Source organism: Rhodococcus sp. B10, assembly GCF_011770055.1.
Lineage (GTDB): Bacteria > Actinomycetota > Actinomycetes > Mycobacteriales > Mycobacteriaceae > Rhodococcoides > Rhodococcoides kyotonensis_B.
This window is the reverse complement of the sequence record NZ_JAAFYV010000015.1, coordinates 1-24,689: the sequence shown is the minus strand read 5'-3', so window position 1 is coordinate 24,689 and position 24,689 is coordinate 1. Positions and strand designations below refer to the sequence as shown.

Below are 24,689 nucleotides of genomic sequence, written 5' to 3'. Positions count from 1 at the left end.
CGCAGGCTTCGCTCCTACCCGCTGCACATTCGCGCGCACGTGCGGCGCAGCCGCCTCTCGCGCACGTGCGGCGCAGCCGCTTCCGTTTGCCCAGCGCTGCGCCGGGTATCCGCACCCACGACTACTAGGTTGGGGAGCGGACATGAACACAGCAGTCTGGATCATCATTGCGGTCGTCGTCGTTCTGATCGTCGTCGCACTCGCACTGGCGCTGTCTCGTAAACAGCAAACGGCCAAACGGGCCGAAGCGAATCGCATCCGTGAGAAGGCCGCCGAGCGGGCCACCGACGTGGAACGTCAGCAGGCCATCGCCGACGAAAGTGCGGCAAAGGCTCGTCGCGCCGAGGCCGACGCGGAAGCCAAGGCCGCCGAGGCGCGCAGGCTCTCGCTGCAGGCCCAGGAACACCAGGGGGATGCTGCAACGTCACGCGACGAGCTCGACGCCGAATTCGCCCGCGCGAACAAGGTCGACCCGGATGTGAAGACCGGAGGCCGGACCCAGGAACACGGGACCCAGGAACACCGGGTTCAGGAACACCACGGCCGCGATCACGCAGCACAGAACCCCGCCGCGCAGCAGAACCCCGCCGGCCCCGACGGCAGGCATGTCGACACCGGTCGGACTGATCGGAATCACGTCGTCGACCCGAATCACGTCGGCGAGCATCGCCGACCCCAGTGATGCACGGACCGGGTCCGACCTAGAGGCCGCGTCGCCGCAACTGATTGCCCACCCGCCGCAGCTCGTTCTCCGCCTGGAGAACGAGCTCGGCGGGTGCATTCGTTTGAATGGCTTCTCGTACTTCGCTTTTCAGCTTGTCGTACAAGTCGCAGAGATCGTCCGAACTCATTTCGGCGATCGACTTCTGTGATGTAGTCACGTCGATGACCTCCCGACACGGTCCGCCTGTGCGACACGAAATCCGTATCGCCGACTTATCCCAAACTACTCTCGGCAGCCGGACGTAACCAGGTCTCGGTAACCTGACATTTCGGACAGTGCGTTTCTCGATCGAAGGGCGCGTCATGAGCGATATGGAGAGGTTCGACGGCAGGGCCGACCGGATTCGCGTCGGAACTGCAGAACGTGAGGACACGGCCAGGTTTCTCGGTACGGCCATGGCCGAGGGACGACTGACGATGGCCGAGTACGAGCAGCGGCTCGACGCCGTCTGGACATCGTCGACGCGCGGCGAACTCGCCCGACTCACCGACGATCTTCCCGTCGAGAAGCCTGCCGATCCGCCCGCCGAGTCGACGAGCTCCAAGGAATGGCGGGAGTACTTAGACGAGTGGCGCTGGTGGTTCGGCGGCGCCGTCATCATGACCGGGATCTGGGGGTTCCAGTCGATCTCCGACGGCGAATCGAACGGGTACTGGCCCGGGTGGCCGCTGGGCATCTGGGCGTTGATCCTCGTCGCGATGATCTTCGTGCCGGACGACAAGGACGACGACGAGGACGAGAAGCGCTGAATTATTACGCCCTGTAGTTGGCGAGATCGGCAAACCTGGGACACTGGGTTTCGTGACTGTTTCCCCCGGCTACGAGCCCGAAGTTTCGGCCCAGCTCTTCGAGCGCGCAAGCGCTGTCATCCCGGGTGGTGTGAACTCCCCGGTGCGCGCATTCCACTCGGTGGGTGGAACTCCTCGGTTCATCACCGAGGCCAGCGGATACACGATGACGGACGCCGACGGAAACAAGTACGTCGACCTCATCTGCTCGTGGGGTCCGATGATCCACGGGCATGCACATCCGGCCGTCGTCGACGCCGTTCAGAAGGCCGCGTCGACCGGCCTGTCCTTCGGCGCACCGACCGAGCGGGAGATCGCGCTCGCGGAGGAAATCGTGCGCCGCGTGGGTCCCGTCGACCAGGTTCGGCTTGTGAATTCCGGCACAGAGGCCACGATGAGCGCCGTCCGGTTGGCACGTGGATTCACCGGCCGCACCAAGATCGTCAAGTTCTCCGGCTGCTATCACGGACACGTCGACGCGTTGCTCGCCGACGCCGGATCCGGCCTCGCCACGTTCGGGCTGCCGACGTCGCCCGGCGTCACCGGCGCACAGGCGTCGGACACCATCGTCGTTCCCTACAACGACCTCGCGGCCGTCGAAGCGGTCTTCGCCGAGAACCCGGACCAGATCGCGTGCATCATCACCGAGGCCGCGGCAGGCAACATGGGCGCGGTCCCGCCTGTCCCCGGCTTCAACGCCGGTCTTCGACGCCTGGCCACGGACAACGGCGCGCTGTTGATCATGGACGAGGTGATGACGGGCTTCCGCGTCAGCGCCGCCGGCTGGTACGGCATCGACGGCATCGCCGGTGACCTCTACACCTTCGGCAAGGTCATGAGCGGTGGCCTGCCTGCCGCGGCCTTCGGAGGACGCGCCGACGTCATGGCTTACCTGGCACCCGCCGGACCGGTCTACCAGGCGGGCACGTTGTCCGGTAATCCCGTCGCCGTTGCGGCGGGCCTGGCGAGCCTGCAGCTGGCCGACGCGGCCGTCTACGAGAAGCTGCAGAAGAATTCCGAGCGTCTCGGCGGCCTGCTCGGCGACGCGTTGACCGAGGCAGGCGTTCGTCATCACGTGCAGTTCGCAGGCACTATGGTGAGCGTGTTCTTCTCGGACGGTCCCGTCACCGACTACGCGGGTGCCAAGGCTGCGGAGACGTGGCGCTATCCGGCCTTCTTCCATGAGCTGCTCGCCCGCGGGGTCTACCCGCCGCCGAGCGCGTTCGAAGCGTGGTTCGTGTCTGCGGCACTCGACGACGCCGCGTTCGAGATCATCGCCGACGCCCTTCCCCATGCAGCCCGCGCAGCGGCCCGAGCAGAAGCAGGAACCAAGTGAGCAGCCCTGTGCCCAGCACATCCGACTCCAGCGAGACCCATCCGCATCAGGCGACGCGGACCATCGTGCATGTTCTGCGACACGGGGAAGTGCACAACCCGAAGGGCATCCTGTACGGACGCCTGCCCGGTTTCCGGCTGTCCGTCACGGGCCAGTCGCAGGCTGCTGCGGTGGCCCGCGCTCTCGCCGGCCACGACATCACCCACGTCGTTGCATCGCCGCTGCAGCGCGCACAGGAGACCGCGGCGCCGATCGCGCAGGCCCACGGCCTGACGATCGCCGAGGACGCGAACCTGATCGAGGCCGGAAACGACTTCGAGGGTCTGCGCGTCTCCGTCGGCGACGGCGCGCTGCGTCGGCCCCGCCACTGGTGGAAGCTGCGCGACCCGTTCACCCCGTCGTGGGGCGAGCCGTACCTGCAGATCGCGCATCGCATGCTCGCTGCCGTCAACGCGGCACGGGTCGCGGCCGTCGGACACGAGGCGGTCTGCGTCAGCCATCAGCTCCCGGTCTGGACGTTGCGACGCTTTCTCCAGGGCGATCGTCTGTGGCACGACCCGCGGCATCGGCAGTGCGGGCTCGCGTCGCTGACGTCGCTCGTCTACGAAGGCGACACGCTCGTCGACATCGTCTACTCCGAGCCTGCGGGTGCCAGCGATCCAAGGGTCTCCGGTGCGTAAGGTTCTGGCCTCTGCTCTCGCTGTCGTCGCCGTCACCGCGGGCTGCGCGACGGGCACCGACGCGGTCGCGACGGGCGGCACGTTCGACTTCGTCTCGCCCGGTGGGCAGACCGAGATCTACTACGATCCGCCGTCGGATCGAGGCACCATCGGTGAGCTGTCCGGTCCCGACCTGATGGAAGAGGGCAAGACCACCTCGCTCGACGACTACGAGGGCAAAGCCGTCGTGCTCAACGTGTGGGGCCAGTGGTGTGGCCCGTGCCGCGGCGAGGCCGACGACCTCGAGAAGGTCTTCGAGAGCACCAAGGATCTCGGCGTTCAGTTTCTCGGCATCAACGTTCGCGACAACGCCCAGGACAAGGCTCAGGACTTCGTCATCGACAACAAGGTGACGTACCCGTCGATCTACGACCCGCCGATGCGCACGTTGTCCGCGCTCGGTGGTATCCCGACGTCGGTCGTTCCGACCACGATCGTGCTCGACAAGCAGCACCGCGTCGCCGCGGTGTTCCTGCGTGAGCTCCTCGCCGAGGATCTGCAGCCCGTCGTCGAACGAGTCGCGGGCGAGGAGTCAGGTCAGCAGTGAGCACGGTCCATCTGGCAGGGATAGGCGAGACGTTCCAGACGACGGCGTCGACGGGCCCGCTCGTCCTCGCGCTCGGCGTCTGCCTGCTCGCCGGTCTGGTGTCGTTCGCGTCGCCGTGCGTCGTGCCGCTCGTACCGGGCTACCTGTCGTACCTCGCGGGTGTCGTCGGCGCCGACGCGCCCGCGGTGACCGCGTCGGAAGCCGCGACGACGAAGGTTCGGACGTCGACGAAGCTACGGGTCGCCGGTGCCGCCGGACTGTTCGTGCTCGGCTTCACCGTCGTGTTCGTGCTGGCCACGGCGACGGTGTTCGGTGCGATTTCGGTGCTGTCGGTCAACCGTGACCTGCTGATGCGCATCGGCGGTGTCGTCACCATCGCGATGGGCCTGGTGTTCATCGGTCTCGTGCCTGCGCTGCAGCGCGACGTCCGGTTCGAGCCGCGTCGAATCGGCAGCCTCGTCGGTGCGCCCCTCCTCGGCGGTGTGTTCGCGCTCGGCTGGACGCCGTGCCTCGGGCCGACGCTCGCAGGTGTCATCTCGCTCGCAGCGGGAACCGAGGGTGCGACGGCGGCACGAGGCGTCGTGCTGATCGTCGCGTACTGCCTCGGACTCGGCCTGCCGTTCGTGATTCTCGCGTTCGGTTCGGCCAGCGCTCTTCGCGGAGTCGGATGGCTTCGCACCCATGCACGACAGATACAGGTGTTCGGCGGAATCATGTTGATAGCAGTAGGAATTGCACTCGTCACGGGTGCGTGGGACGTGTTCGTGGGCTGGGTCCGCGACGCTTTCGTGTCCGATGTGGTGCTTCCCATATGAGTTATACGACCAGCAATACGACGGACCTCGACGCCGAGCCGTCGCAGAACCCGCCGCGTCAGTCCGCGGGTGGACGCGCACTTGCGTTGGTGCGCAACACGTGGCGCAGTCTCACCAGCATGCGCACCGCGCTGGTTCTGCTGTTCCTCCTCGCGTTCGCGGCCATTCCCGGCGCGCTGGTTCCGCAGCGAAGCCTGAACTCGGGCAAGGTCGACGAATACATCGCAGCCCGGCCGACTCTCGGCCCGCTCATGGACAAGCTCGAACTGTTCGACGTCTTCTCCAGCTTCTGGTTCACCGCGATCTACGCGTTGCTGTTCATCTCGCTCGTCGGCTGTATCGTGCCGCGGTGCGTCGAACACGGACGCGCATTGCGCACCAAGCCCGTTCCGACGCCTCGCAATCTCGCGCGTCTGCCTCACCACCGCACCTACACGACCGACGAGTCGGCGGAGAACACCGCCGACAAGGTCGCGGCGCAGCTACGTGGGTGGCGGGTCGCTCGCAGGGGTTCCGGCGACACCGTGACTCTCTCGGCCGAGAGGGGCTACCTCCGCGAGTTCGGCAACCTCGTCTTTCACCTGTCGCTCGTCGGATTGCTCGCGGCGATCGCTCTCGGCAAACTCCTCGGCTACGAAGGCAACGTCGTCGTCATCGCCAACGACGGCCCCGGATTCTGCAGCACGTCGCCCGCGATCTACGACGGGTTCCGTGCCGGCCAGCTCGTCGACGGCACCGGCCTCGAGCCGCTGTGCATCCGCGTCAAGGACTTCAAGGCCGACTACCTCGACAACGGCCAGGCCGAGATGTTCACGTCGAACATCGAATATCAGGCGGGCGACGACCTGACGAACAACGTCTGGCGTGACGACACGCTGCAGGTCAACCACCCGTTGCGCGTCGCTGGCGACCGTGTCTACCTGCAGGGGCACGGGTACGCGCCGACGTTCACGGTGACGTTCCCGAACGGCGAGACCCGCACCGAGACCATCCAGTGGCAGCCGACGGATGCGACGACGTTCCTCTCCAGCGGCGTGCTGCGGATCGACCCGCCCGGCGGCCTCTATCCCGACGCGACCGAGCGTCGCAAGAATCAGATCGCGATCGAGGGACTGTTCGCGCCGACGGCGTTCTTCCACGGCAACCTGTTGTCGTCGAGCTATCCGGCCATGACGGATCCGGCCGTCGCCGTCGACATCTACAAGGGTGACACCGGTCTGGACACCGGCTACCCGCAGTCGTTGTTCTCGCTGAACAAGGAAATGATCAATCAGGGCAGGCTCGTCAAGCAGGATCGAGTGAACCTGAAGCCGGGGGAGACGTCGACGCTCTCCGACGGCACGACCGTCCGCTTCGACGGCGCCGAGGAATTCGTGAACCTGCAGGTCTCGCACGACCCCGCGCAGACGTGGGTGCTCGTGTTCGCGCTGACGATGATGGGTGGCCTGCTGGTCTCGCTGATCGTCAAACGACGTCGCGTCTGGGTCCGGCTCACCACGGAACCCGATACACGACGTACTGTAGTAGAGCTTGGCGGGCTCGCCCGTACCGATCAGGCGGGCTGGGGAGACGAGTTCGACAGGCTCTGCGAGAAGCTGATCGGTGACGTGTCCACTGCAGACCGGCCCACCGCTGACCGGACCAACCAGGAGAACTGACCGATGCCGATCAACGAGACACTCGCGCACTACAGCGATCTGTGCTTCGAATCCGCGTTCACGATCTACGTGCTTGCGTTCATCCTGCTCACCGCGCAGTACGCATCGATGAAGGCGTCGAAGGCGCAGGCGCGTGATCTGGTCGGCAGTGGTGCACCTGTCACGGCTAAAGATGTGCCCGGCCGTGTAGTCGAGACTCCGAAGCGCCCGATGTCCGACCGCCTCGCGGGCATGGGCTACGCACTGCTGTTCCCGGCGCTGGCGCTGCACGCGGCGTCGGTCGTGCTGCGTGGTTTCGCCACCGATCGCTTCCCGCTCGGCAACATGTACGAGTTCGTCGCGATGGCTACCGCGGCCGCGACCCTGACATCGATCTTGCTGCTGCGTAGGCGGTCCATGCGTCCGATGCTGGTGTTCGTGCTCGCTCCGGTCATCGTTCTGATGTTCCTGGCGGCGACCAAGCTCTACGCCGACGCGGCACCCGTCGTTCCCGCGCTTCGGTCGTACTGGCTGCCGATCCACGTCACCATCGTCAGCGTCGGCAGCGGCATCTTCCTTGTGTCGGGTGTGGCCAGCGTGCTCTTCCTGCTCCGCATCCGGAACGAGCCCGGACAGGAGGGCACCGGCTTCTGGGGTCGTTTCGCGTCCAAGCTTCCGGACGCCCAGGCGCTCGACCGGCTTGCGTACAAGACCACCATCGTCGCGTTCCCACTGTTCGGTGCGGGCGTCATCCTCGGCGCCATCTGGGCCGAGGCGGCGTGGGGCCGCTTCTGGGGCTGGGATCCCAAGGAGACGATGTCGTTCATCACCTGGATCGTGTACGCGGCGTACCTGCATGCCCGTGCGACGTCGGGATGGCGTAACACCCGTGCGGCCTGGATCAACGTCGCCGGATTCATCGCCATGCTGTTCAACCTCTTCATCATCAACATGGTCGTCTCGGGTCTCCATTCGTATGCCGGTCTGAACTAGCTGGTAGCCTCCGGCGTCGGGGGAGCAGTCGACAGCGATGGGGGATCGCTCGTGGCCGAACAGAAGACGACGTCGTGGCAATCGGTGGGCACTGGGGAGCCTGCCGCACCCGAGCCGGAACGCCTGCCGCCCGTCGTGCAGGCGTCGGCGCTCGATCTGACCAACGCCCTGCTGATCAAGACGGCCTCACCGCCGCCGCATTCGGGGTGGCGTCGGTGGCTGTACGAGGTCACCGGCCGACGCGTTCACGTCGGCAACAGCGCCCGCGACGAACGATGGCTTCGCCTGACCACGCAGGTCGACCGCCACCTCGTCGGCTGCTACCGCGTCTCGGTCCTCAGCCTCAAGGGTGGCGTTGGGAAGACCACGACGACGGCGACGCTCGGCTCGACGTTCGCAAGCATCCGCGGCGACCGCGTGATCGCCGTCGATGCCAATCCGGACCGCGGCACACTGAGTCAGAAGGTGCCGACGGAGACCCCCGCGACGGTACGAAATTTGTTGCGGGACATCGACGATCTGCGTCGTTACAGCGACGTCCGCGCGTACACGTCACAGAATCGGTATCGGCTCGAGGTGCTCGCGTCGGATTCCGACCCGGCAGTGTCGGACGCGTTCAGCGGCAGCGACTACGACCGCACCGTCACGTTGCTCGAGAAGTTCTACAACATCGTGCTCACCGATTGCGGAACCGGGTTGATGCACTCGGCGATGGACAGAATTCTCGCCGGGTCCGACGCGCTCGTCGTCGTCAGCTCCAGTTCGGTGGACGGAGCTCGCAGCGCGTCGGCCACGTTGGACTGGCTCGACGCGCACGGGCATCGGGAACTCGTGCGTTCGTCGGTCGCGGTCGTCAACGCTGTCCGCCCACGGGCGGGGAAGGTGGATGTACCGAAGGTCGTCGAACATTTCGAGCAGCGATGCAGGCAGGTCGTGATCGTTCCCTTCGACCCGCATCTCGAGGAAGGCGCCGAGATCGACTTGAAGCGACTGCGTCGCGGTACGAGGCACGCTCTGCTGGAACTCGCTGCCGCCGTCGCCGCCGGATTCCCGAGCAATCGACCGGGGGACGTCGAGCGAGCGCGCGAGGCCGACGAGTCGAGCGGCGGTAAGACGAGACCAGCCCGCGCGTGAGCAGCGGGCTGGTCTGTGTTCTTCGGTTGTCCCGCAGGTCTATTCGGTCGGTTCCGGTGAGCTGGTATCCGGGCCGTCCTTGCCGGAACGCTTCGCGTCACGGTTCATGCGCCACAGGAATTCAGGGTCGTCGTCAGGGCCGATCACCTTGCCTGCGGGCGCCTGACGCGTGGGTCCGAACGCCTTCCAGAACAACACGATCACTGCAATCAAACCGATCAACGCCAAAAGATAGATCACGACGCACCTCCTCATACGAGGGTAGCCGCGCAGGGGAGCCGTTGGCACCCTACGCGGCTCGCAGTTTCCTGAGAATTCGGCGCCTGCGTCGAACGGCGACCTACCGGTGACCGGCCTCGGTGGTGAGGGAGGTCAGCAGCTGCATCACCTCGGCCTCGCGAAAGCGACGGTGGCCTCCGGGAGTGCGAAGCGATCCGAGTCGTCCTGCATGTGCCCAGCGGGTCACGGTCTTCGGATCGACGTGGAAGAGCGCGGCTACCTGTCCCGGGGTGAGCAATGCGTCCTGAGCCTTGTGCAGTGTTGGTGCGCTCATCTTGTCGTGTCCTCCTGCATGCTGTGTCACGGCAGCGCGGAAACCGGTCGTTCTCGCTGCTCGTCGTCGGCCGTTGCCGTGACGTGAATGAAACAACTTTCGATGTCGGGCTCCATGGTGGCACTCGAACCCCTAGGTACTCGACTGATCTAAAGTTGGTAAAGGGGAGGTAATAGACAAATCGGATAAGTCAGGCGGTCCGAATCGGGCGCGGTCGGGGCGGTAACCTGGGGTTCGTGAACGAACGCAATGCCAAGCCCGTGCCCACCGCGACCAAGGGACAACTGTTCCGTGACGTCGCGCTTTACTCGGGAGCCCGGCTGTTGCTCGTCGTTGTCATCGCGGCCGCGATCATCGGCATCGGTCTCCTCGTCGGTGTCGAAGTGCCCGTTCTCGTCGCTGCGGTGTTCGCCGTCCTCATTTCGTTACCGTTGTCGTTGGTGCTGTTCAAATCGCTCCGCATCCGCGTCAACGAATCCATCGCAGGGGTCGACGAGGGCCGTCGCCGAGCCCGCGCCGAACTGCAAGCGAAGCTGCGCGGCGAGGACGGACAGTAGTGTCGCGCGTCGTCGACCACTCGGTGTCGCGTGAGTGGGTCGACAACGCGGTCCGGCTGATCGACGCCGACGCGCAACGAAGCGCGGACACGCACCTGCTGCGGTACCCGCTGCCGGGCGCGTGGGGGGTGCAGCTCTACCTGAAGGACGAGTCGACCCACATCACCGGCAGCCTCAAGCACCGGCTGGCGCGGTCGTTGTTCCTGTACGCGATCTGCAACGGCTGGGTCACCGAGAACACGACGGTCATCGAAGCGTCGTCCGGGTCGACGGCCGTCAGCGAGGCGTACTTCGCGCGGCTGCTCGGCCTGAAATTCGTCGCCATCATGCCGCGCAGCACGAGCCCCGCGAAAATCGCACTGATCGAATCCCACGGCGGGCGTTGCCATTTCGTCGACGACCCCGCGTCGATGTACACCGAGGCGCACCGGCTGGCGGCGGAGCCGCACTCGCACTACATGGACCAGTTCACGCACGCCGAGCGCGCAACGGACTGGCGCGGCAACAACAACATCGCCGAATCGATCTTCGACCAGCTCGGCAAGGAAGAGTCGCCGATCCCCACGTGGATCGTCGTCGGAGCGGGCACCGGCGGGACGAGCGCCACGATCGGCCGCTACATCCGCTACCGGCGTCATGCGACGCGTCTGGCCGTCGTCGATCCCGAGAACTCGGCGTTCATCGGTGGCTACGAGACCGGTGATGCGGGTTTCTCGACCGGCAAACCGTCGCGCATCGAGGGAATCGGACGGCCCATCGTCGAACCGTCGTTCGTCGGTCAGGTCATCGACCGAATGATCGCCGTTCCCGACGCTGCATCCGTCGCCGCCGCCCGGCACGCCTCGACGGTGCTCGGCCGACGCGTCGGCGGCTCCACCGGGACCAACCTCTGGGGAGCCTTCGGCCTGATCTCCGACATGATCGCCGCCGGAAAGAAGGGCAGCGTCGTCACACTGCTGTGCGACGGCGGAGAGCGCTACGCCGGAACGTATTTCGACGACGACTGGGTAGCAGGGCAGGGGATGGACCTGACCGGCCCGACGGCGACGTTGGAGGGGTTCGCTCGGACCGGGGAGTTCAGGGTCTAGGTCGCAGTCAGCTCAGCCGCCCGCCGCGCAGGTTCCAGCAGGTGCGCAGGTTGCAACGTGCGCGTGCGCTGCAACCTGCGCGGTCACGGGCTCAGAACGCCCGCTGCACCGTCAACGCGCGCGCGAGGTGATCACGCTGCTCGACGACCAGGCGCCTCAGCGCGGCGGGCGCCCATTCGTGCGCCGCGAGCCAGGCGTCGGCGGCGTCGGTCGAATCCTGCTGCGGGAACAGACCCACGACGAGGCGTCGGGCGATCTCGATACTGCGCGTCGACCACAGGTCGGCGATCGAGGCGAAGTAGCGTTCGTCGTACGGTTCGAGCAGATCGCGACGGCCGCCGGCTCGGAATCCCCACACGGCCGCGTCGACCGCGTCGTTGGACAGCTCGTCGGAGTCGAACAGATCCGACCATGCCGTGGCCTTGGCGTCGGCGTTCGGCATCGCTGCCATCGCGGCGCGATGCGAGTTACGGCTCGACGCCGTTCCGTCCGTCTGCAATTCGGCGTCGAGACGCGTCGACGATGCGTTTCCGCGGGCGCTGACGCCCTTCAGCAGCATCCATCGCTGTTCGGGATCGAGGTCGATTCCTTCGATCGGCAGAGTGCCGTCGAGAACGCGGTCGAGCTGCCCGGATCGCACGTCGGAGCGTGACGCGGCGGCGGCGACGGCGCGCAGCCAGACGATCTGAGCGTCGCTGCCCGGGTCCGCGGTTTCGAGCTGTGACCAGCATGTGGCGAGCCAATCATCTGCTGCCGAAACAGAATCGGCGAGGTAGTGATCGATCGCGTACTGAGCGTTGGCGACGACCGCCGCCAGAACGCCGACCTTGCTCTCCGATGCAGCGAAGCGCGACGCGATGTCGAGGTAGGTGCGCGGGTCGAGCTGCGCATCACGCGTCGCGTTCCACAGTGCCGACCAGATCAACCCGCGCGCGAGGGGATCGACGACGCTTCCCAGCGACGTACGAATGGTGTCGAGCGAACGGTCGTCGAATCGGATCTTCGCGTAGGTGAGATCGTCGTCGTTCAGGAGAACCAGTGCGGCGCTGGGAAGTTCGAGCGGTGTGAACGCGTCGACCAGGTCGATCTCGCGACGCGACGTGCGCACGATGGTGCCGTCGACGTCCGCGTCGTACAGGCCGACGGCGATGCGATGCGGTCGCGGGTCGGTCTGCTCGACGCCCGTGCCGGTGTAGGTCAGCGTCGAGACGCCCGTCGTCTGCAACCACGCTGCGGACCAGTCCTCCAGGTTCCGCCCGGATGCTGAGGACGCGTGCGTCAGCAAGTCTGCGAGAGTGGTGTTCCCGTAGGCGAATTCGGCGAAGTAGCGGCGTGACGCCTCGAAGAACGCATCCTCGCCGACGTATGCCGCGAGTTGCTTGAGGACGCTGGCGCCCTTGGCGTAGGTGATGCCGTCGAAGTTCAGTTTCGCGGCTTCGAGGTCCGGGATGTCGGCGACGATGGGATGCGTCGTCGGAAGCTGGTCCTGCAGATATGCCCATGCCTTGCGGCGGTTCGCGAAGCTGACCCACGCGTCGGTGAAGCGCGTGGCGTGTGCGGATGCGAACGCGCCCATGAAGTCGGCGAACGACTCCTTGAGCCACAGGTCGTCCCACCACTCCATCGTCACGAGGTCGCCGAACCACATGTGTGCCATCTCGTGCAGGATCGTATTGGCGCGCTGCTCGTACTGCGCTTCGGTTGCGGCGGAACGGAATACGTACGACTCGGTGAAGGTCACGAGTCCCGGGTTCTCCATGGCGCCGAGGTTGTACTCGGGAACGAAGATCTGGTCGTACTTGCCGAACGGGTAGGGGAAGTCGAACTTCTCGTGGAAGAAGTCGAGGCCCTGCTTCGTGATCTCGAAGATGTCGTCGGGATCGAAGTGCTCGGCGAGGGACTTCCTGCACAGTGACCCGAGTTCGACGGTGAGATCGCCGCGCTGCCACACCGATTCGGCGCGGTGGTACGGGCCGGCGGCGATCGCGGTGATGTACGTGGAGATCGGAAGCGTCGGCTCGAACGTCGTCGTCGATCCGTTCGTGGTGCCGGTTCGGTTGGACAGGACCTCCCAGTTCTCCGGGGCCTGTACCTGGAACGTGAACGGCGCCTTGATGTCCGGCTGTTCGAAGTTCGCGAAGACCCGTCGTGCGTCGGCGGGTTCGTACTGCGTGTACAGGTAGACCTCGTCGTCGACGGGATCGACGAAGCGATGCAGGCCCTCACCCGTCCGGCTGTAGCGTCCCACCGCGTCGACGACGACGGTGTTGGATTCGCCGAGTCCGACCAGTTGGATGCGCGCACCGTCGTACTCGACCGGGATTTCGGCACCGTCGAGGGTGACCGACCTGACCTCGGCGCCGATGAAGTCGAGCCAGGTGGCGGGTGTCGAGGCGTCGAACGTGATGGTCGTGCGCGTACCGAACGTGGTCGACGAGTCGTCGACGGCGCCGCGCAGATCGAGTTCGACACGATAGGTGACGTTGTCGATGTGGCGAGAGCGGCGGCGGGTTTCGGTCCGGGTCAGGTTCGCGGTGCTCATGACTAGACCCTACGTGCGCGCGAATGTATAGCCGGCTGTACATTCGCACGCACGTAGGGTGTCAACGTGGGTTGACGAACGCGTCCCGTCAACCTAGATTGACAACCATGACCGAAGCAACGACTCTCGCCGCCGCAGCAGGCAGTCCCGATCCGAGTGAGGGTCTGCGCGCCGTCCTCGCGCTGCGCAGGCTGCTCGAGCGGCTCGAAGCGATTCAGGTGACGAATGCGCGCAGGCAGGGATGGTCCTGGCAGGCCATCGCCGACGCCCTCGACGTCAGCAAGCAAGCCGTGCACAAGAAGCACAACGGGAGGTAGGAGATGTTCGAACGATTCACCGGCAGCGCGCGCATGGCAGTCGTCGCCGCTCAGGAATTCGCGCGAGAGCAGAAGGCGTCGAAAATCGAACCGGCACACGTCTTTCTGGGCATCATCGACACGGCGGATTCGTCGCTCCGGTCGGTGCTCGATGCGGAGGGATTCACCGTCGACTCGGTGCGGGCGACGCTGGCGGACGGTCGTGCGCTCGGCGACGTCGACGCGAAAGCCTTGGAGTCGATAGGCATCGATTTGGACGCCGTGCGTGCGAGTCTCGAAGCGTCGTTCGGTGAGGGCGCGTTGGACCGTCCGGTCGAGGAGAAGCGGGGATGGCTGAACCGTCGGACCGGGCACCTTGCGTTCACGCCCGCGGCGAAGAAGGGAATCGAACTGTCTCTGCGCGAAGCCATTGCGCGCAAGGACTCCGAGATCCGATCCGAACATCTACTGCTCGGATTGATCAGGGGAGCGGACGACAGCTTCACCGCCGTCGTGCCTGATCCGGGTCGGTTGCGTCGGCGGATCGCGGAATGGCTGAACAGAGCTGCCTAGGTGAGTGGCAATGTATAGCGGGCTGTACATTCGCGCGCACGTAGGGTGGCTCGCATGACATTTCTCGTACGGCTCGTGATCAATGCAGTCGCGATCTGGCTGGCCGCCCAGTGGGTGTCCGGGATCGCCGTATCGAGTTCGGGGCGGGGGACCGCCTGGGACCTGCTCGTCCTGGCCGGGATCGCTGCGGTGTTCACGATCGTCAACGCGTTCGTCAAGCCGTTGGTGAAGCTGTTGTCGCTCCCACTGCTCATCGTGACGCTCGGCCTGTTCACCCTCGTCATCAACGCGCTCATGCTGATGCTGACGGCGTGGATCTCGTCGGCCACCGAGTACGGCTTGACGATCGCCACGTTCGGCGCGGCCTTCTGGGGCGCGCTGATCATCTCGATCGTCAACTGGCTGCTGGGAGCGTTCGTCCCGGAACGCCGCTAGGCGAACGCCAGTGCGGCTCCGGTCGTCAGGCCCCAGACGAGCATGGCCAGGCCGGAGTCGCGAAGCGCGGGGATCAACGCGAATCCTGTCTGCCCGGACCGCACCGGCTTGTTGGCCCGTGCCGCCAGCGGCAGAGCGATCAGCGCGACGAGCGCCCACGGCGTCCGGGCCGCGAGAGCCACGGTGACGGCGAACGGCACCACCATCAGCGCAAGGTGGAGCAGTCGTGTCCGCGTGTCGCCCAATTTGACTGCGAGCGTGAGCTTTCCCGAATCCGGATCGGTGTCGATGTCCCGGAGATTGTTGGCGACGAGCACTGCACTCGAGAACGACCCGACGGCGATCGCCGCGACCAGACCGACCCAGTCGACCCGGTCCGCCTGCACGAACTGCGTGCCCAACACCGCGACCAGTCCGAAGAACACGAACACGGCGATTTCGCCGAGTCCCGCGTAGCCGTACGGCTTCGTGCCGCCCGTGTAGTACCAGGCGCCCGCGATGCAGACCGCGCCGACGACGACGAGCCACCAGGCCGTCGTCGCCGCGAGAACCAGTCCCGCGACACCGCCGACGACGAAACATCCGATCGCCGCGGCTTTCACCGAGCCGGGCGACGCCAACTTCGATCCCACGAGCCGGAGCGGTCCGACGCGTTCGTCGTCGGTGCCGCGAATGCCGTCGGAGTAGTCGTTGGCGTAGTTGACGCCGATGATCAGCGCCAGGCTCACGACGAGCGCGAGCAGCGCCTTCCACCACACCGCCGCATCGAGCGATGCGGCCGCGCCCGTTCCGACGAGTACGGGGGCGATTGCATTCGGCAACGTCCGCGGACGGGCGCCTTCGATCCATTGCGCTGTGGTGGCCATTCATCGATCTTTGCGCATACCGTCCAGGTCTGTCTCGGGAGGTGTCGAGACACGGAGAACCTAGGGAAAACGCAACGGCGGCAGAACGGGTAGTTGAATCTGCGGTAACTCGATGCGCGGCAACTGGAATGGCGGCGGAGGTGGCGGCGGGGCAGCGGGTTCGACGTACCCGCCGGTGTCGTAGCTCGGCACACTCGGCGCAGACGCCTGCGTTTCGGCGGGGGGCGCCTCGATCGTGGGGGTGTTCTCGACGACGGGAGCAGGTGGCGGGAGGGTGGTCAGCAGCTGTGTCGCGGTGACGGGCGTCGACGACGTGTCGACAGCAGGAGCAGGAACGCGGGTCATCGTCGATTCCGCCTCCGGCGACGGCCACATGACCCACGACAACAACCCGAATGCGACGACGGACGGCAGACCGAAGCGCAGCAGCGGCGTCAGCAGCGATTTCGCGCTGCGCCTGGCAGGGGGCGCAGCGGCGTTGCGCACGCCGTCGACACGTGTCGCGTACAGCGCTGCGCCTCGCGACGCGATCAAGTCCGGTGCGTCGGGCCTGACGACGGGAAGCTGAAGGTAGCGCCCAAGAATGTCCTCGATCAGCGGGATCCGGGCCCCGCCTCCGATCGCGACGACGGCTTCCGGCGGAATCTCCGACATCTCCGCGAGGTCGCGTAGCGCGATCGCGGACCGCTCGACCGCCCTCATGATGCAGATCTCGAACATCCGCCGGTCCATCAGTCGGAAGGCGCCGTCGGACGTCTGGGTTGCCTCGTGCGTCGACAACGCTTCCTTGATCTCGCGGCTGAACGCCAGCAGTCCCGCTTCCTCGTCCGGAGTACGCGGAGTGGCCAGGATGTCGAGCGTCATGAGATAGTCGCGCACCGCGAGATCGAGGACGTCGCCGCTGAAATCCTGCGACCTCGTCGCGGCATAGACCGTGCCGCTGTCGGTATCGGCGACGGTCATGTCCAGGCCGGTGGCGCCCAGGTCGTAGATCGCCACCGTGCGGTAGCGGAAATCGGGGTCGGCCCGAAGCTGTTCGAGGGTGCCCGCGATCTCGGAGATGATATGGACCTCCGAGACGTACTCCTCGACGAGGGCCGCCTTCAGCGCTGCGGAGTAACTGGGGTCGGGAAACGCGACGCCGAGCGAGTGCGGTGCGTCGGAGCGGTCGACGATGGTCCGGATGGCGTGCGCGACGTCGTCGGCGTCGGGAACGTCGGCCGCAGACGGGAACCATTCGGCCGAGAAGGACACGCCGTCGGCCGTGCGCACGGCACGAATGCCGCTCGCGCCCATCGACATTCCTATCGACACCATTGCTTCTCGCGCCCTCCCACTCCCCGATTCGGCAGTTCCTCCACCTGCGCGTCCTGGTGACCCCCGTCGCACTATACCGTCTTTCGGTTTGTTTTTTGATCGATAACCGACCAGGGGCTGAATGTGGGACCGTGTCGGCACACTCACTTACGATGTCGATCGGTGCCTCTGGATACTCGCGCAGTCGACGTCGACGCCCCCGCCGTCAGGATCGACGTGGGCGTGCTGGGTGCTGTCAGCACCCGGATCGACGGGCAACTCGTGTCCATTCCCGGCGCCAGGGCGCGGGCTCTGCTCGTCGCGTTGGCGTGCGCGCCGGGGCACAGCCGGAGCGTCGGCGCGCTCCTGGACGACGTGTGGCCCGACGCGCCCCCGCGGGCCCCGAAGAACGCGCTGCAGACCCAGGTCTCCCGGCTTCGGGCCGTCCTGCCACCGGACACTCTCTCGAGCAGCCCTGCCGGGTACCGCTTGGTACTGACGCCGGAACAGCTGGACCTGACGTGCGCGGAAACCCGCGTCGGGCAGGCTCGCGGTCACCTCGCGTCCGGGAATGTCGACGCGGCTCTCGACCTGGTCGGGCAGGCTCGCGCCCTCTGGCGAGGCGAGCCTGCATCCGATCTGCCGAACGGAACCGTCGGCGACGACCTGAAAGCACGTGCGGACGCCGCGTCGGATGCACTCGACGCGATCGAGATCGAGGCTCTGCTCGGGCTGCGCGACTTCGAGCGGGCCTTGGCGCCGGCTCGCCGCGTCGCGGCACGGGATGCGCTGGACGAGCGGGCTGCTGCCGATCTCATGCGATGCCTGCACGGCCTCGGCCGATCGAACGAGGCTCTCGCGGTGTTCGCCGAGCTGCGGGAGAACCTCGCCGACCGTCTGGGAACCGACCCGTCGCCCATGCTCGTCGACCTCAACGCCGAAATTCTGTCGGCGACCGTGCCGCGCACCCCCGTCGCAGTGGGGTTGCGTGCCGCGCCGAACGAGTTGATCGGCCGCGAGCGCGACATCGCCGCGATCGAATCGCTGATGACTCGGGCTCGGGTGACCACCATCGTCGGACCGGGCGGAAGCGGCAAGACGCGTCTTGCCCACGAAATCGGCTCGCGCGCGTCGTCATCGGTGCCGGTCGTGCTCGTCGAGCTCGCGTCGTTGCGTCGCGGCCAGGACGTCGTGGCCGCCATCAGTGGAACGCTCGGGCTGAGCGAGACGGATCTGAAGATCGGCGGCATCGGTGGTGGTCGTGTACGGACCGCGGGGGAGCGTCTGCGGGAGGCGTTGTCCGGTCGGGCGGTAGTGCTGATTCTCGACAACTGCGAACATCTGATCGACGACGTGGCGGAGATCGTCGACGAATTGGTCGGTGCCAGTGCTTCTTTGACGGTGCTGGCCACCTCCCGGTCCCCGATGTCGATCACGTCCGAATCCGCGTACCCGCTTCCTCCTCTGGTCGCCGGTGGAATCGACTCTCCCGCAGCACAATTGTTCGTGTCCAGAGCGCGGGCGGTGCGGCCGGCGGCGTCGTTCGACCCGATCGAGGTAGATCGTCTGTGTCGCACGCTCGACGGGTTGCCTCTCGCCATCGAACTGGCTGCGGCCCGCGTGCGCACCCTCACCGTCGCAGACATCAATGCGAGGCTCGAGCATCGATTCGCGTTGCTGCGCAGCACCGATCGCACCCGTCCCGTGCGGCACCGGACGTTGCACGCGGTCATCGAGTGGAGCTGGAATCTGCTGGAGCCGCCGCAACAACGTGCGTTGGCCCGATTGTGTCGTTTCCCAGCGGGATTCACCGTCGACGCGGCCGAGCGAGTCGCCGGGTTCGCGGGCGTCGACGACGTCGCCGATGCGTTGGACGGGCTCGTGAACCAGTCGTTGCTGACCGTCGTCGACGAGAACGAGCACGTGCGCTACCACATGCTCGAGACGGTCCGGGAATTCGGTGAGGAACAACTGCGCGAGGACGAGGCCGCGGAGGTCGGGGCGCGACTGCTCGCGTGGGGAACCGCCGCCGCGCGCACTGCGGTCGCGGGCTTTCGTACGTCAGACCAAATCTCGGTGATCCGCATGCTCGAAGCCGATCACGACAACCTGGTCGACGTACTGCGCCATGCAGTCGACGACGAGCGGTGGCCGCAGGCGTACACGGTGTTCGCGGCGCTCGCTTTCTTCTGGTCGCTGCGCGGCGCGCACACCGAGGTGCTGAACTGGGCGCCGCGGATGACGGACGCGCCTGCGGTCGTGAATGTCGACGACGATTCTCTCGTGCTCGCCCACGTCGTGCTCCTGGCGCACGTCGGGCGCGGCGGTCAGATCCGGGATGCGGCACGCATTCGAACTCGGTTGCGCCGCAGCCTACGTGCGCGTTCCGGTGTCGAGCCGGGCCTGCGGTTCGTCGCGGAGGTCCTGGTCGGACGTACCGACGGTCGAGGTCTCCCACGACGACTGGCCTATGCTGTCCGGGCCGACGAGCCCGCGCGTCGCTGTGCAGCACGAATGGTTCGAGCGGGGCTCGCCGAGAACTTCGGCTACCTGCACCTTGCCGCGCGCGACGCGGACGTCGCCTACGCACTCGCCGTCGACCGCGGTGACACGTGGGCCGCCGCGTCGGCGTCGCAGAGTCTCGGAAGTATTCACGGACAGTCGGGCCGAGCAGATCTCGCCGTGTCGCACTATGCGCGCGCAGCCGATCTGCTGTGGCGTCTGCATTCGTTCGACGAGAGCGCACAGATGCGCGGGTTCGCCGGTGCTGCGCTCATCGCCGACGGCCGAATTGCCGAGGGCCGCACACTGATCGACGACGTCGCTGCGATGAGCGTGGACGGTGAGTCGTCGATCAGCTCGGATGCCGATCAGCAGGATCAGCGTCTGGCGTCGATCACCGCCACGCGTGCAGAGGCCGACCTGGCGGAGGGAAACATCGAATCCGGCCTCGCGCTGTACCGTCGCTCCACCGAGATCGCCGGCTTCTCGGCCGACGTACCCACCGACCCGTATCTGACGCTGCTCGCCGCCGCATCCGTCGCGGCTCACGTGCTGCACGGTGCTGCGGGCCGCATCGCCGACACCGTCGTCGTTCTGACCGAGGTCGCACTGCGACGGCTCGGAACCAACGAGTTCCGGGACCTGCCGCAGTTGGGATCGGTCGCCTGTGCCGTCGGATCGTTCGACGTCCACTCCGGGCGTGACCCCGGACGAGGCGTCGAGCTCCTCGCGCTGTCGGTGAAAGTGCATGCACGACACGACTACTCGACCATGCGTCCCCAGTTGCATCTCGACGCGGCACGACGCGTTCTCGGCGACGCCGTCGTCGACGACCAGGTTGCCCGTGTCGCGAAGACGACGAGAACCGAAGCGCTCGAAGGGATACTCGAGCTGCTTCGGTCCTGACCCGGGAACGTCACGCCTTGCGCATGTACGCCCTGACGGTGAGTGGTGCGACGACCGCGACGACGATCGCCGCGCCGAGAATCGACCACAGGACGTGGATTCCGACGTGCCCGTCGTTGGACAGTTCGCGAACAGCCGTCACGAGGTGTGAAACCGGGTTGACGCCGACGAACGTCTGCAGCCAGCCAGGCATCGTGTCGACGGGCACGAATGCGTTGGACAGGAACGTCAACGGGAACAGGATCATCATCGACACCCCCTGTACCGACGAGGCTTTGCTCATCAGGACGCCCATCAGGGCGAAGATCCAGCTGATGGCCCATGCGCAGAAGATCACCAGTGCGCCTGCAGCGAGGATGCCGAGTGCTCCGCCGCCGGGTCGGTAGCCCATCGCGTAGCCGGTGCCGAACGTGATGACGGTGGCGATGAAGTAGCGCACGACGTCGGCGGTCAGTGCCCCGGCCAACGGCGAGATACGGGCGATGGGAAGCGATTTGAAGCGATCGAACACGCCCTTGTCCATGTCTTCACGCAGCTGTGTGCCGGTGACGACGGAGGTCGTGATGACCGTCTGCGCGAGAATGCCCGGAATGATGAGCGGCAGGTACGCGTCGACGTTTCCGCTGATCGCGCCGCCGAAGATGTAGGCGAACATCAAGGTGAAGATGACCGGCTGGAAGACGACGTCGAACAGTTGTTCCGGGTTGTGCTTGAACTTGAGCAGTCCGCGATACGCCATGGTCAGCGAATGGGCGACGGACTGTCGAAGCGAGATGGTGCGCTGCGGGTTCAGTTGTCGTTGTGCGGGTTCGGGTTTGGTGAGTGTCGTGGTCATGCGGCCTCGATCGTGTCGTGTCCGGTGATGGTCATGAAGACCTCGTCCAGGCTGGGCTTGGAGACGGTGATTTCGTCGACGGCTATGCCGTGCTCGCGTAGCCGAATCAAGATCTCGGGAGTGTGCGACGGGTCGGTCATCGGTGCGGTGAGACGGCCGGATTCGGCGGACGCCGACACCTCGACGCCGAGCTGCGCGGCGACGATGGACCGGGCCGCGTCGAACTGTGTGCCGTCGGCGAGTGTCAGCTGCAGCGACGAGATGCCGACCGACGCCTTGAGCTCGTCCGCCGTGCCGTCGGCGATGACCTTGCCGCGGTCGATGACGGCGATCCGGTCACACAACTGATCGGCCTCGTCGAGGTACTGCGTCGTCAGCAGAACGGTGGAGCCCTGGGCGACGAGTCGGCGAATCGTCTCCCACATCTGCGCGCGGGTGCGTGGGTCGAGACCGGTGGTCGGTTCGTCGAGGAACAGCAGGGGAGGGGAGGAGATGAGGCTGGCCGCGAGATCGAGTCGACGACGCATACCGCCGGAGAAATTCTTCAGCGGACGGCTCGCGGCCTCGGTGAGTCCGAACTCCTCGAGCAGCTCGGAGGCCTTGCGGCGGCTCTCTTTTCGGCCGAGGCCGAGGAGCCGGGAGAAGACGACGAGGTTCTCGGTCGCCGACAGATCCTCGTCGACGGAGGCGTACTGGCCGGTGACGCCGACGAGCGAGCGCACGGCGGTCGCGTCGGACATGACGTCGTGGCCGAAGATGCGCGCCGCGCCGCCGTCGGGACGCAGGAGGGTGGCGAGCATGCGAACGGTCGTGGTCTTGCCTGCACCGTTCGGCCCGAGGACGCCGTACACGGCGCCTGCGGGAACCGTCAGGGATACGCCGTCCACGGCGCGGTGCGAGCCGAACATCTTGACGAGGTCCACTGCCTCGATAGCTGGTGTCATGCCACGAACAGTGCACCCGTCCGCTTGCACGACGCTTGCACGGGACATGCGCGTCGCACCCGTGCGCGGAAAGTTGGCCTCCGCTCCAACTATTCACGCACGAGCGCCGCCAGGCGCACTACAGCGGAAGTTCCGTTTCCGTCAGACTGGGGCCGCCGCCGACGCGTCTGAACCACTCACGCCCGAACGCGGCCTGCAGCATGTCGACGGGCATCTGCAGGAACGGCCCGAAGTCACCGACCTGCGTCTCGTGCGCCAGCATGGCGTTGCGCTTGGCATCCATGACCGTGCTGACGTCGACGACGGTGGTGATCTCCGACTCGGGCAGCCCGAACGTGTCGAGGTCGAGCGAGTTGTCCTCGTCGGCCCAGTTCGGGTTGAGCTCGACGAGTTTCTTCATGTGGTCGCGGTTGGCTGTCGTCTCGTAGACGTTCTTCGTCCCGGCCAGTTCCGCGGCCCTCGCGCCGACGTAGTGCACCTGGATGTGATCGGGGTGCCCGTAGCCGCCGTTGGGATCGTAGATGGTCAGGACGTCGGCGTTCTCCTCGTCGAGTACGGCGGCGAGCTTGCCTGCTGCCTCGTCGACGTCGACGTTGCAGAATGCGTCGGGCGCGTCGTTCTCGGGTGTTCCGGCCATACCGGAGTCGGCGTAGTGCAGCATGACGACTCGATCCGCACCGAGGATGCCCGCAGATGTCGCAAGCTCGGTCTTGCGACGTTCGGCCAGGGTCTCGCCCTCGGCGAGAATGCCGTCGGGAAACTCGCCGAGGGCACCGTCGGTCGCGGTGACCAGCACGACCCGATGCCCCGCGTCGGCCGCGAGGCGCATGACGCCGCCGGTGTTGAAGACCTCGTCGTCGGGATGGGCGTGAAAGCAGACAAGTGTGCTCATGAAGGGACATGCTTGCACGCCCCGTCGATTATTTCGTGGCTGCGGGTGCGTAACTGTCGGCGAACTCCGCGGTCGGAGCGATGTTGGTGATGATGTCCAGTCCGACGCCGTCCGGTGCGGCGATGATGAAGTGTCGTTGACCGAAGTCCTCGCTGCGGATGTCGAGCAGAAGCGTGGCACCGCCGCGCACCACGAGGCGGTCGTATTCTGCGTCCACGTCGTCGACTTCCAGATTGAGAAGCGTTCCGCGGGACGGGTGGCGAAGTGCGGGCGGAATCGTCTCGTGCGACGCGTCCAGGATGGCGAGTTCGAAATTCGGGTCGCGTCTGAGACTGACGTACCAGTCGCTGTCGAACGTCGTCTCGAACTGCAACGTTTCGACGTAGAACGACGCCGTGGCGCGTACGTCGTGGGTCATCAGAACGGGGTAGAAGCTGCTGAGCATCATGGACCTCCTATAGATACGTACAGTCTGTATGTGTTTGAGACTACACATACACTGTGTACGTATCAAGGGAGGAAACGATGAGTCCGACGAAGAAGGAGCAGAGCGCCGTCACGACTGCGCACTTGCTCGACGTTGCGCGTGAGATGTTCGCGGAGTCGGGATTTTCCGGCGTCGGTCTCGAAGACGTCGCGGCTCGATCGGGTGTGACGCGCGGCGCGGTGTATCACCATTTCAAAAGCAAGAACGGCCTTTTCGCGGCGGTGCTCGATCTGGTCGCCGAGCGTGTCGCCGACGCGGTGTCGGACGCCGCGTCACGCGCGGACACGGACTGGGGTCAGTTGGTCGACGGCTGTCACGCATTCGTCGACGCCGCGTGTTCCGACGCGCATCGACAGATTCTGCTGGTCGACGGGCCTGCGGTTCTCGGGTGGGCGACGTGGCGGGAGTCCGACGCCCGGCATTCGGGCAGGCTTCTGCGGGAGGGCTTGGCGGAGTTGCTCGGTTTGTCCGGCGCGTCGGCCGACCCTGCTGCGGTCATGTTGTCGGGGGCAATGAACGAGGCTGCACTGTGGTTGGCCAGGGCCGACGCAGCCCCGCAGGATCGTCGGAATGCGCACGCGATGCTCGACCGGTTGCTGGGGGCGTTGCGGTCGTGACGTCGTTCAGGCTCGGCCGGTGAGGCGTAGGTCGCGAAGGCTCAGCGACAGAGAAGTAGTCGACGGCGTCTGCGCCTTGCGGTAACGCCGAACGTCACACCAGTGCTGCGCCGACACCCACGCAGGCGCCGGTAGCGGTCAGGGCTGCGACCGACGCCTTCTGCGGATTCTTCACCCGTCGAACAGTGATCGGTCGCGTTCGATTCGATTGTCGAGGATGACCGCACTTTGGGGCGGGCCGAAACTTCATGCGGCGCAGCGCTGTAGAGGGCGTTCGAAGCAGGGTCCGCCGCTACGTCGTCGTGGAGGGAAGCCCGCGACCCCGGTTCGTGGCGCGTTCTTGTCGGTGGCATGTGATAGTGCCGATTCGATCGTAATGCACTGCGAGACAACCAGTTTCCTTGACATCCCGATCTCCGGTGGTATAGTCGAACATAAGTTCGAATCGAGTCGGGGGCTTGAATCCATGCCGTTCACTAGGCGCAGCGCGTTCGCGAAATACGTCGGACCACAGAAGAAACCGGTCATCGACACGGCGGTGTTGGGTGAACTGTCGCAGGTCGCGGTCCTGGAGAATCAGGCCTGCGCACGGAAAGTCGCTCTCGCA

Annotated in this window: 26 protein-coding genes; 16 read left to right on the top strand and 10 right to left on the bottom strand. The window is 66.0% G+C overall.

Annotated features, from left to right (window positions below; genetic code table 11):
• Positions 1-142 precede the first annotated feature (142 nt).
• Entirely contained in the window at positions 143-682 is a 540-nt protein-coding gene (locus RhoFasB10_RS11930; RefSeq protein WP_068427449.1) for a hypothetical protein, read from the top strand.
• Positions 683-701: 19 nt separating this feature from the next.
• Here the strand turns inward: RhoFasB10_RS11930 and RhoFasB10_RS11925 are convergent, their stop codons facing one another.
• The gene (locus tag RhoFasB10_RS11925; RefSeq protein ID WP_167676530.1) at positions 702-881 is read right to left on the bottom strand and encodes a hypothetical protein; all 180 of its coding nucleotides are present in this window, start codon (positions 879-881) and stop codon (positions 702-704) included.
• Between the two features lie 145 nt (positions 882-1,026).
• Between RhoFasB10_RS11925 and RhoFasB10_RS11920 the strand changes: the two genes are divergently transcribed.
• The 8 genes from RhoFasB10_RS11920 to RhoFasB10_RS11885 all read left to right on the top strand — a co-directional run bounded on the left by RhoFasB10_RS11920 (position 1,027) and on the right by RhoFasB10_RS11885 (position 8,693).
• Positions 1,027-1,473, top strand: a complete 447-nt coding sequence (locus RhoFasB10_RS11920; RefSeq protein WP_068427450.1) for a DUF1707 domain-containing protein — start codon at positions 1,027-1,029, stop codon at positions 1,471-1,473.
• A gap of 52 nt (positions 1,474-1,525) precedes the next feature.
• On the top strand, positions 1,526-2,848 hold the full coding sequence (hemL, locus tag RhoFasB10_RS11915) for a glutamate-1-semialdehyde 2,1-aminomutase (protein WP_167676528.1): 1,323 nt from the start codon (positions 1,526-1,528) through the stop codon (positions 2,846-2,848).
• A gap of 8 nt (positions 2,849-2,856) precedes the next feature.
• Complete coding sequence (locus RhoFasB10_RS11910; protein WP_068427452.1) at positions 2,857-3,528, top strand: histidine phosphatase family protein; 672 nt, start codon at positions 2,857-2,859, stop codon at positions 3,526-3,528.
• On the top strand, positions 3,521-4,114 hold the full coding sequence (locus RhoFasB10_RS11905; protein WP_167676526.1) for a TlpA disulfide reductase family protein: 594 nt from the start codon (positions 3,521-3,523) through the stop codon (positions 4,112-4,114). Before RhoFasB10_RS11910 ends, RhoFasB10_RS11905 begins: the two co-directional genes overlap by 8 nt.
• Complete coding sequence (locus RhoFasB10_RS11900) at positions 4,111-4,929, top strand: cytochrome c biogenesis CcdA family protein (protein ID WP_068427456.1); 819 nt, start codon at positions 4,111-4,113, stop codon at positions 4,927-4,929. The genes RhoFasB10_RS11905 and RhoFasB10_RS11900 overlap by 4 nt, the downstream gene beginning before the upstream one ends.
• Positions 4,926-6,587 carry a cytochrome c biogenesis protein ResB gene (locus RhoFasB10_RS11895; protein ID WP_068427457.1) on the top strand — a complete coding sequence of 554 codons (1,662 nt, stop codon included), beginning with the start codon at positions 4,926-4,928 and terminating at the stop codon, positions 6,585-6,587. The genes RhoFasB10_RS11900 and RhoFasB10_RS11895 overlap by 4 nt, the downstream gene beginning before the upstream one ends.
• 3 nt (positions 6,588-6,590) lie before the next feature.
• Complete coding sequence (gene ccsB, locus RhoFasB10_RS11890) at positions 6,591-7,559, top strand: c-type cytochrome biogenesis protein CcsB (RefSeq protein ID WP_068427458.1); 969 nt, start codon at positions 6,591-6,593, stop codon at positions 7,557-7,559.
• 135 nt (positions 7,560-7,694) lie between these two features.
• Positions 7,695-8,693, top strand: a complete 999-nt coding sequence (locus RhoFasB10_RS11885; RefSeq protein WP_308115233.1) for a MinD/ParA family protein — start codon at positions 7,695-7,697, stop codon at positions 8,691-8,693.
• A gap of 39 nt (positions 8,694-8,732) precedes the next feature.
• Here RhoFasB10_RS11885 and RhoFasB10_RS11880 read toward each other — a convergent pair whose 3' ends face one another.
• Together RhoFasB10_RS11880 and RhoFasB10_RS11875 are read right to left on the bottom strand one after the other, a co-directional pair.
• Entirely contained in the window at positions 8,733-8,933 is a 201-nt protein-coding gene (locus RhoFasB10_RS11880) for a hypothetical protein (protein WP_068427459.1), read from the bottom strand.
• A 100-nt stretch (positions 8,934-9,033) separates the two neighbouring features.
• The gene (locus tag RhoFasB10_RS11875; protein WP_068427505.1) at positions 9,034-9,246 is read right to left on the bottom strand and encodes a BldC family transcriptional regulator; all 213 of its coding nucleotides are present in this window, start codon (positions 9,244-9,246) and stop codon (positions 9,034-9,036) included.
• Positions 9,247-9,482: 236 nt separating this feature from the next.
• On the opposite strand from RhoFasB10_RS11875, the gene RhoFasB10_RS11870 reads away from it, so the two are divergent.
• The gene (locus RhoFasB10_RS11870; protein WP_068427461.1) at positions 9,483-9,803 is read left to right on the top strand and encodes a DUF4229 domain-containing protein; all 321 of its coding nucleotides are present in this window, start codon (positions 9,483-9,485) and stop codon (positions 9,801-9,803) included.
• Positions 9,803-10,891, top strand: a complete 1,089-nt coding sequence (locus RhoFasB10_RS11865) for a PLP-dependent cysteine synthase family protein (protein WP_068427462.1) — start codon at positions 9,803-9,805, stop codon at positions 10,889-10,891. The genes RhoFasB10_RS11870 and RhoFasB10_RS11865 overlap by 1 nt, the downstream gene beginning before the upstream one ends.
• A 91-nt stretch (positions 10,892-10,982) precedes the next feature.
• On the opposite strand, the gene pepN is transcribed toward RhoFasB10_RS11865, so the two are convergent.
• Positions 10,983-13,433, bottom strand: a complete 2,451-nt coding sequence (gene pepN, locus RhoFasB10_RS11860; RefSeq protein WP_167676522.1) for an aminopeptidase N — start codon at positions 13,431-13,433, stop codon at positions 10,983-10,985.
• Between the two features lie 107 nt (positions 13,434-13,540).
• Here pepN and RhoFasB10_RS11855 point away from each other — a divergent pair, with 107 nt between their 5' ends.
• From RhoFasB10_RS11855 to RhoFasB10_RS11845, 3 genes are read left to right on the top strand one after another with little or no spacing between them, the layout of a single operon-like run.
• A complete protein-coding gene (locus RhoFasB10_RS11855; protein ID WP_068427468.1) occupies positions 13,541-13,750 on the top strand; it encodes a hypothetical protein in 210 nt (69 codons plus the stop codon).
• A 3-nt stretch (positions 13,751-13,753) separates the two neighbouring features.
• Positions 13,754-14,302 carry a Clp protease N-terminal domain-containing protein gene (locus tag RhoFasB10_RS11850; RefSeq protein WP_167676520.1) on the top strand — a complete coding sequence of 183 codons (549 nt, stop codon included), beginning with the start codon at positions 13,754-13,756 and terminating at the stop codon, positions 14,300-14,302.
• Positions 14,303-14,356: 54 nt separating this feature from the next.
• Complete coding sequence (locus RhoFasB10_RS11845) at positions 14,357-14,737, top strand: phage holin family protein (protein ID WP_068429223.1); 381 nt, start codon at positions 14,357-14,359, stop codon at positions 14,735-14,737.
• On the opposite strand, the gene RhoFasB10_RS11840 is transcribed toward RhoFasB10_RS11845, so the two are convergent.
• Positions 14,734-15,603 (bottom strand): 1,4-dihydroxy-2-naphthoate polyprenyltransferase, encoded by an 870-nt coding sequence (locus RhoFasB10_RS11840; protein ID WP_167676518.1) that lies wholly within the window; start codon positions 15,601-15,603, stop codon positions 14,734-14,736. The two genes, RhoFasB10_RS11845 and RhoFasB10_RS11840, sit on opposite strands and share 4 nt — an antisense overlap.
• A gap of 60 nt (positions 15,604-15,663) precedes the next feature.
• A complete protein-coding gene (locus RhoFasB10_RS11835; protein WP_167676516.1) occupies positions 15,664-16,920 on the bottom strand; it encodes an Hsp70 family protein in 1,257 nt (418 codons plus the stop codon).
• 162 nt (positions 16,921-17,082) lie between these two features.
• On the opposite strand from RhoFasB10_RS11835, the gene RhoFasB10_RS11830 reads away from it, so the two are divergent.
• Complete coding sequence (locus RhoFasB10_RS11830; RefSeq protein WP_308115294.1) at positions 17,083-20,307, top strand: BTAD domain-containing putative transcriptional regulator; 3,225 nt, start codon at positions 17,083-17,085, stop codon at positions 20,305-20,307.
• A 10-nt stretch (positions 20,308-20,317) separates the two neighbouring features.
• On the opposite strand, the gene RhoFasB10_RS11825 is transcribed toward RhoFasB10_RS11830, so the two are convergent.
• From RhoFasB10_RS11825 to RhoFasB10_RS11810, 4 genes are all read right to left on the bottom strand, one after another.
• On the bottom strand, positions 20,318-21,142 hold the full coding sequence (locus RhoFasB10_RS11825; protein ID WP_068429233.1) for an ABC transporter permease: 825 nt from the start codon (positions 21,140-21,142) through the stop codon (positions 20,318-20,320).
• Positions 21,139-22,086 carry an ATP-binding cassette domain-containing protein gene (locus tag RhoFasB10_RS11820; RefSeq protein ID WP_068429236.1) on the bottom strand — a complete coding sequence of 316 codons (948 nt, stop codon included), beginning with the start codon at positions 22,084-22,086 and terminating at the stop codon, positions 21,139-21,141. Before RhoFasB10_RS11820 ends, RhoFasB10_RS11825 begins: the two co-directional genes overlap by 4 nt.
• Positions 22,087-22,204: 118 nt before the next feature.
• Positions 22,205-22,978 (bottom strand): PIG-L family deacetylase, encoded by a 774-nt coding sequence (locus RhoFasB10_RS11815; RefSeq protein WP_068429239.1) that lies wholly within the window; start codon positions 22,976-22,978, stop codon positions 22,205-22,207.
• Between the two features lie 28 nt (positions 22,979-23,006).
• Positions 23,007-23,426: a VOC family protein gene (locus RhoFasB10_RS11810; RefSeq protein WP_068429241.1), complete on the bottom strand. Its 420-nt coding sequence runs from the start codon at positions 23,424-23,426 to the stop codon at positions 23,007-23,009.
• A gap of 77 nt (positions 23,427-23,503) precedes the next feature.
• Here RhoFasB10_RS11810 and RhoFasB10_RS11805 point away from each other — a divergent pair, with 77 nt between their 5' ends.
• A complete protein-coding gene (locus RhoFasB10_RS11805) occupies positions 23,504-24,082 on the top strand; it encodes a TetR/AcrR family transcriptional regulator (protein WP_068429244.1) in 579 nt (192 codons plus the stop codon).
• Positions 24,083-24,689: the final 607 nt, after the last annotated feature.

Coding starts and splice junctions, on each gene's coding strand:
- RhoFasB10_RS11930 (WP_068427449.1), top strand. CDS start 143: ATGAACACAGCAGTCTGGATCATCATTGCGGTCGTCGTCGTTCTGATC.
- RhoFasB10_RS11920 (WP_068427450.1), top strand. CDS start 1,027: ATGAGCGATATGGAGAGGTTCGACGGCAGGGCCGACCGGATTCGCGTC.
- RhoFasB10_RS11895 (WP_068427457.1), top strand. CDS start 4,926: ATGAGTTATACGACCAGCAATACGACGGACCTCGACGCCGAGCCGTCG.
- ccsB (WP_068427458.1), top strand. CDS start 6,591: ATGCCGATCAACGAGACACTCGCGCACTACAGCGATCTGTGCTTCGAA.
- RhoFasB10_RS11875 (WP_068427505.1), bottom strand. CDS start 9,246: ATGAGCGCACCAACACTGCACAAGGCTCAGGACGCATTGCTCACCCCG.
- pepN (WP_167676522.1), bottom strand. CDS start 13,433: ATGAGCACCGCGAACCTGACCCGGACCGAAACCCGCCGCCGCTCTCGC.
- RhoFasB10_RS11855 (WP_068427468.1), top strand. CDS start 13,541: ATGACCGAAGCAACGACTCTCGCCGCCGCAGCAGGCAGTCCCGATCCG.
- RhoFasB10_RS11850 (WP_167676520.1), top strand. CDS start 13,754: ATGTTCGAACGATTCACCGGCAGCGCGCGCATGGCAGTCGTCGCCGCT.
- RhoFasB10_RS11845 (WP_068429223.1), top strand. CDS start 14,357: ATGACATTTCTCGTACGGCTCGTGATCAATGCAGTCGCGATCTGGCTG.
- RhoFasB10_RS11840 (WP_167676518.1), bottom strand. CDS start 15,603: ATGGCCACCACAGCGCAATGGATCGAAGGCGCCCGTCCGCGGACGTTG.
- RhoFasB10_RS11835 (WP_167676516.1), bottom strand. CDS start 16,920: ATGGTGTCGATAGGAATGTCGATGGGCGCGAGCGGCATTCGTGCCGTG.
- RhoFasB10_RS11825 (WP_068429233.1), bottom strand. CDS start 21,142: ATGACCACGACACTCACCAAACCCGAACCCGCACAACGACAACTGAAC.
- RhoFasB10_RS11820 (WP_068429236.1), bottom strand. CDS start 22,086: ATGACACCAGCTATCGAGGCAGTGGACCTCGTCAAGATGTTCGGCTCG.
- RhoFasB10_RS11815 (WP_068429239.1), bottom strand. CDS start 22,978: ATGAGCACACTTGTCTGCTTTCACGCCCATCCCGACGACGAGGTCTTC.
- RhoFasB10_RS11810 (WP_068429241.1), bottom strand. CDS start 23,426: ATGATGCTCAGCAGCTTCTACCCCGTTCTGATGACCCACGACGTACGC.
- RhoFasB10_RS11805 (WP_068429244.1), top strand. CDS start 23,504: ATGAGTCCGACGAAGAAGGAGCAGAGCGCCGTCACGACTGCGCACTTG.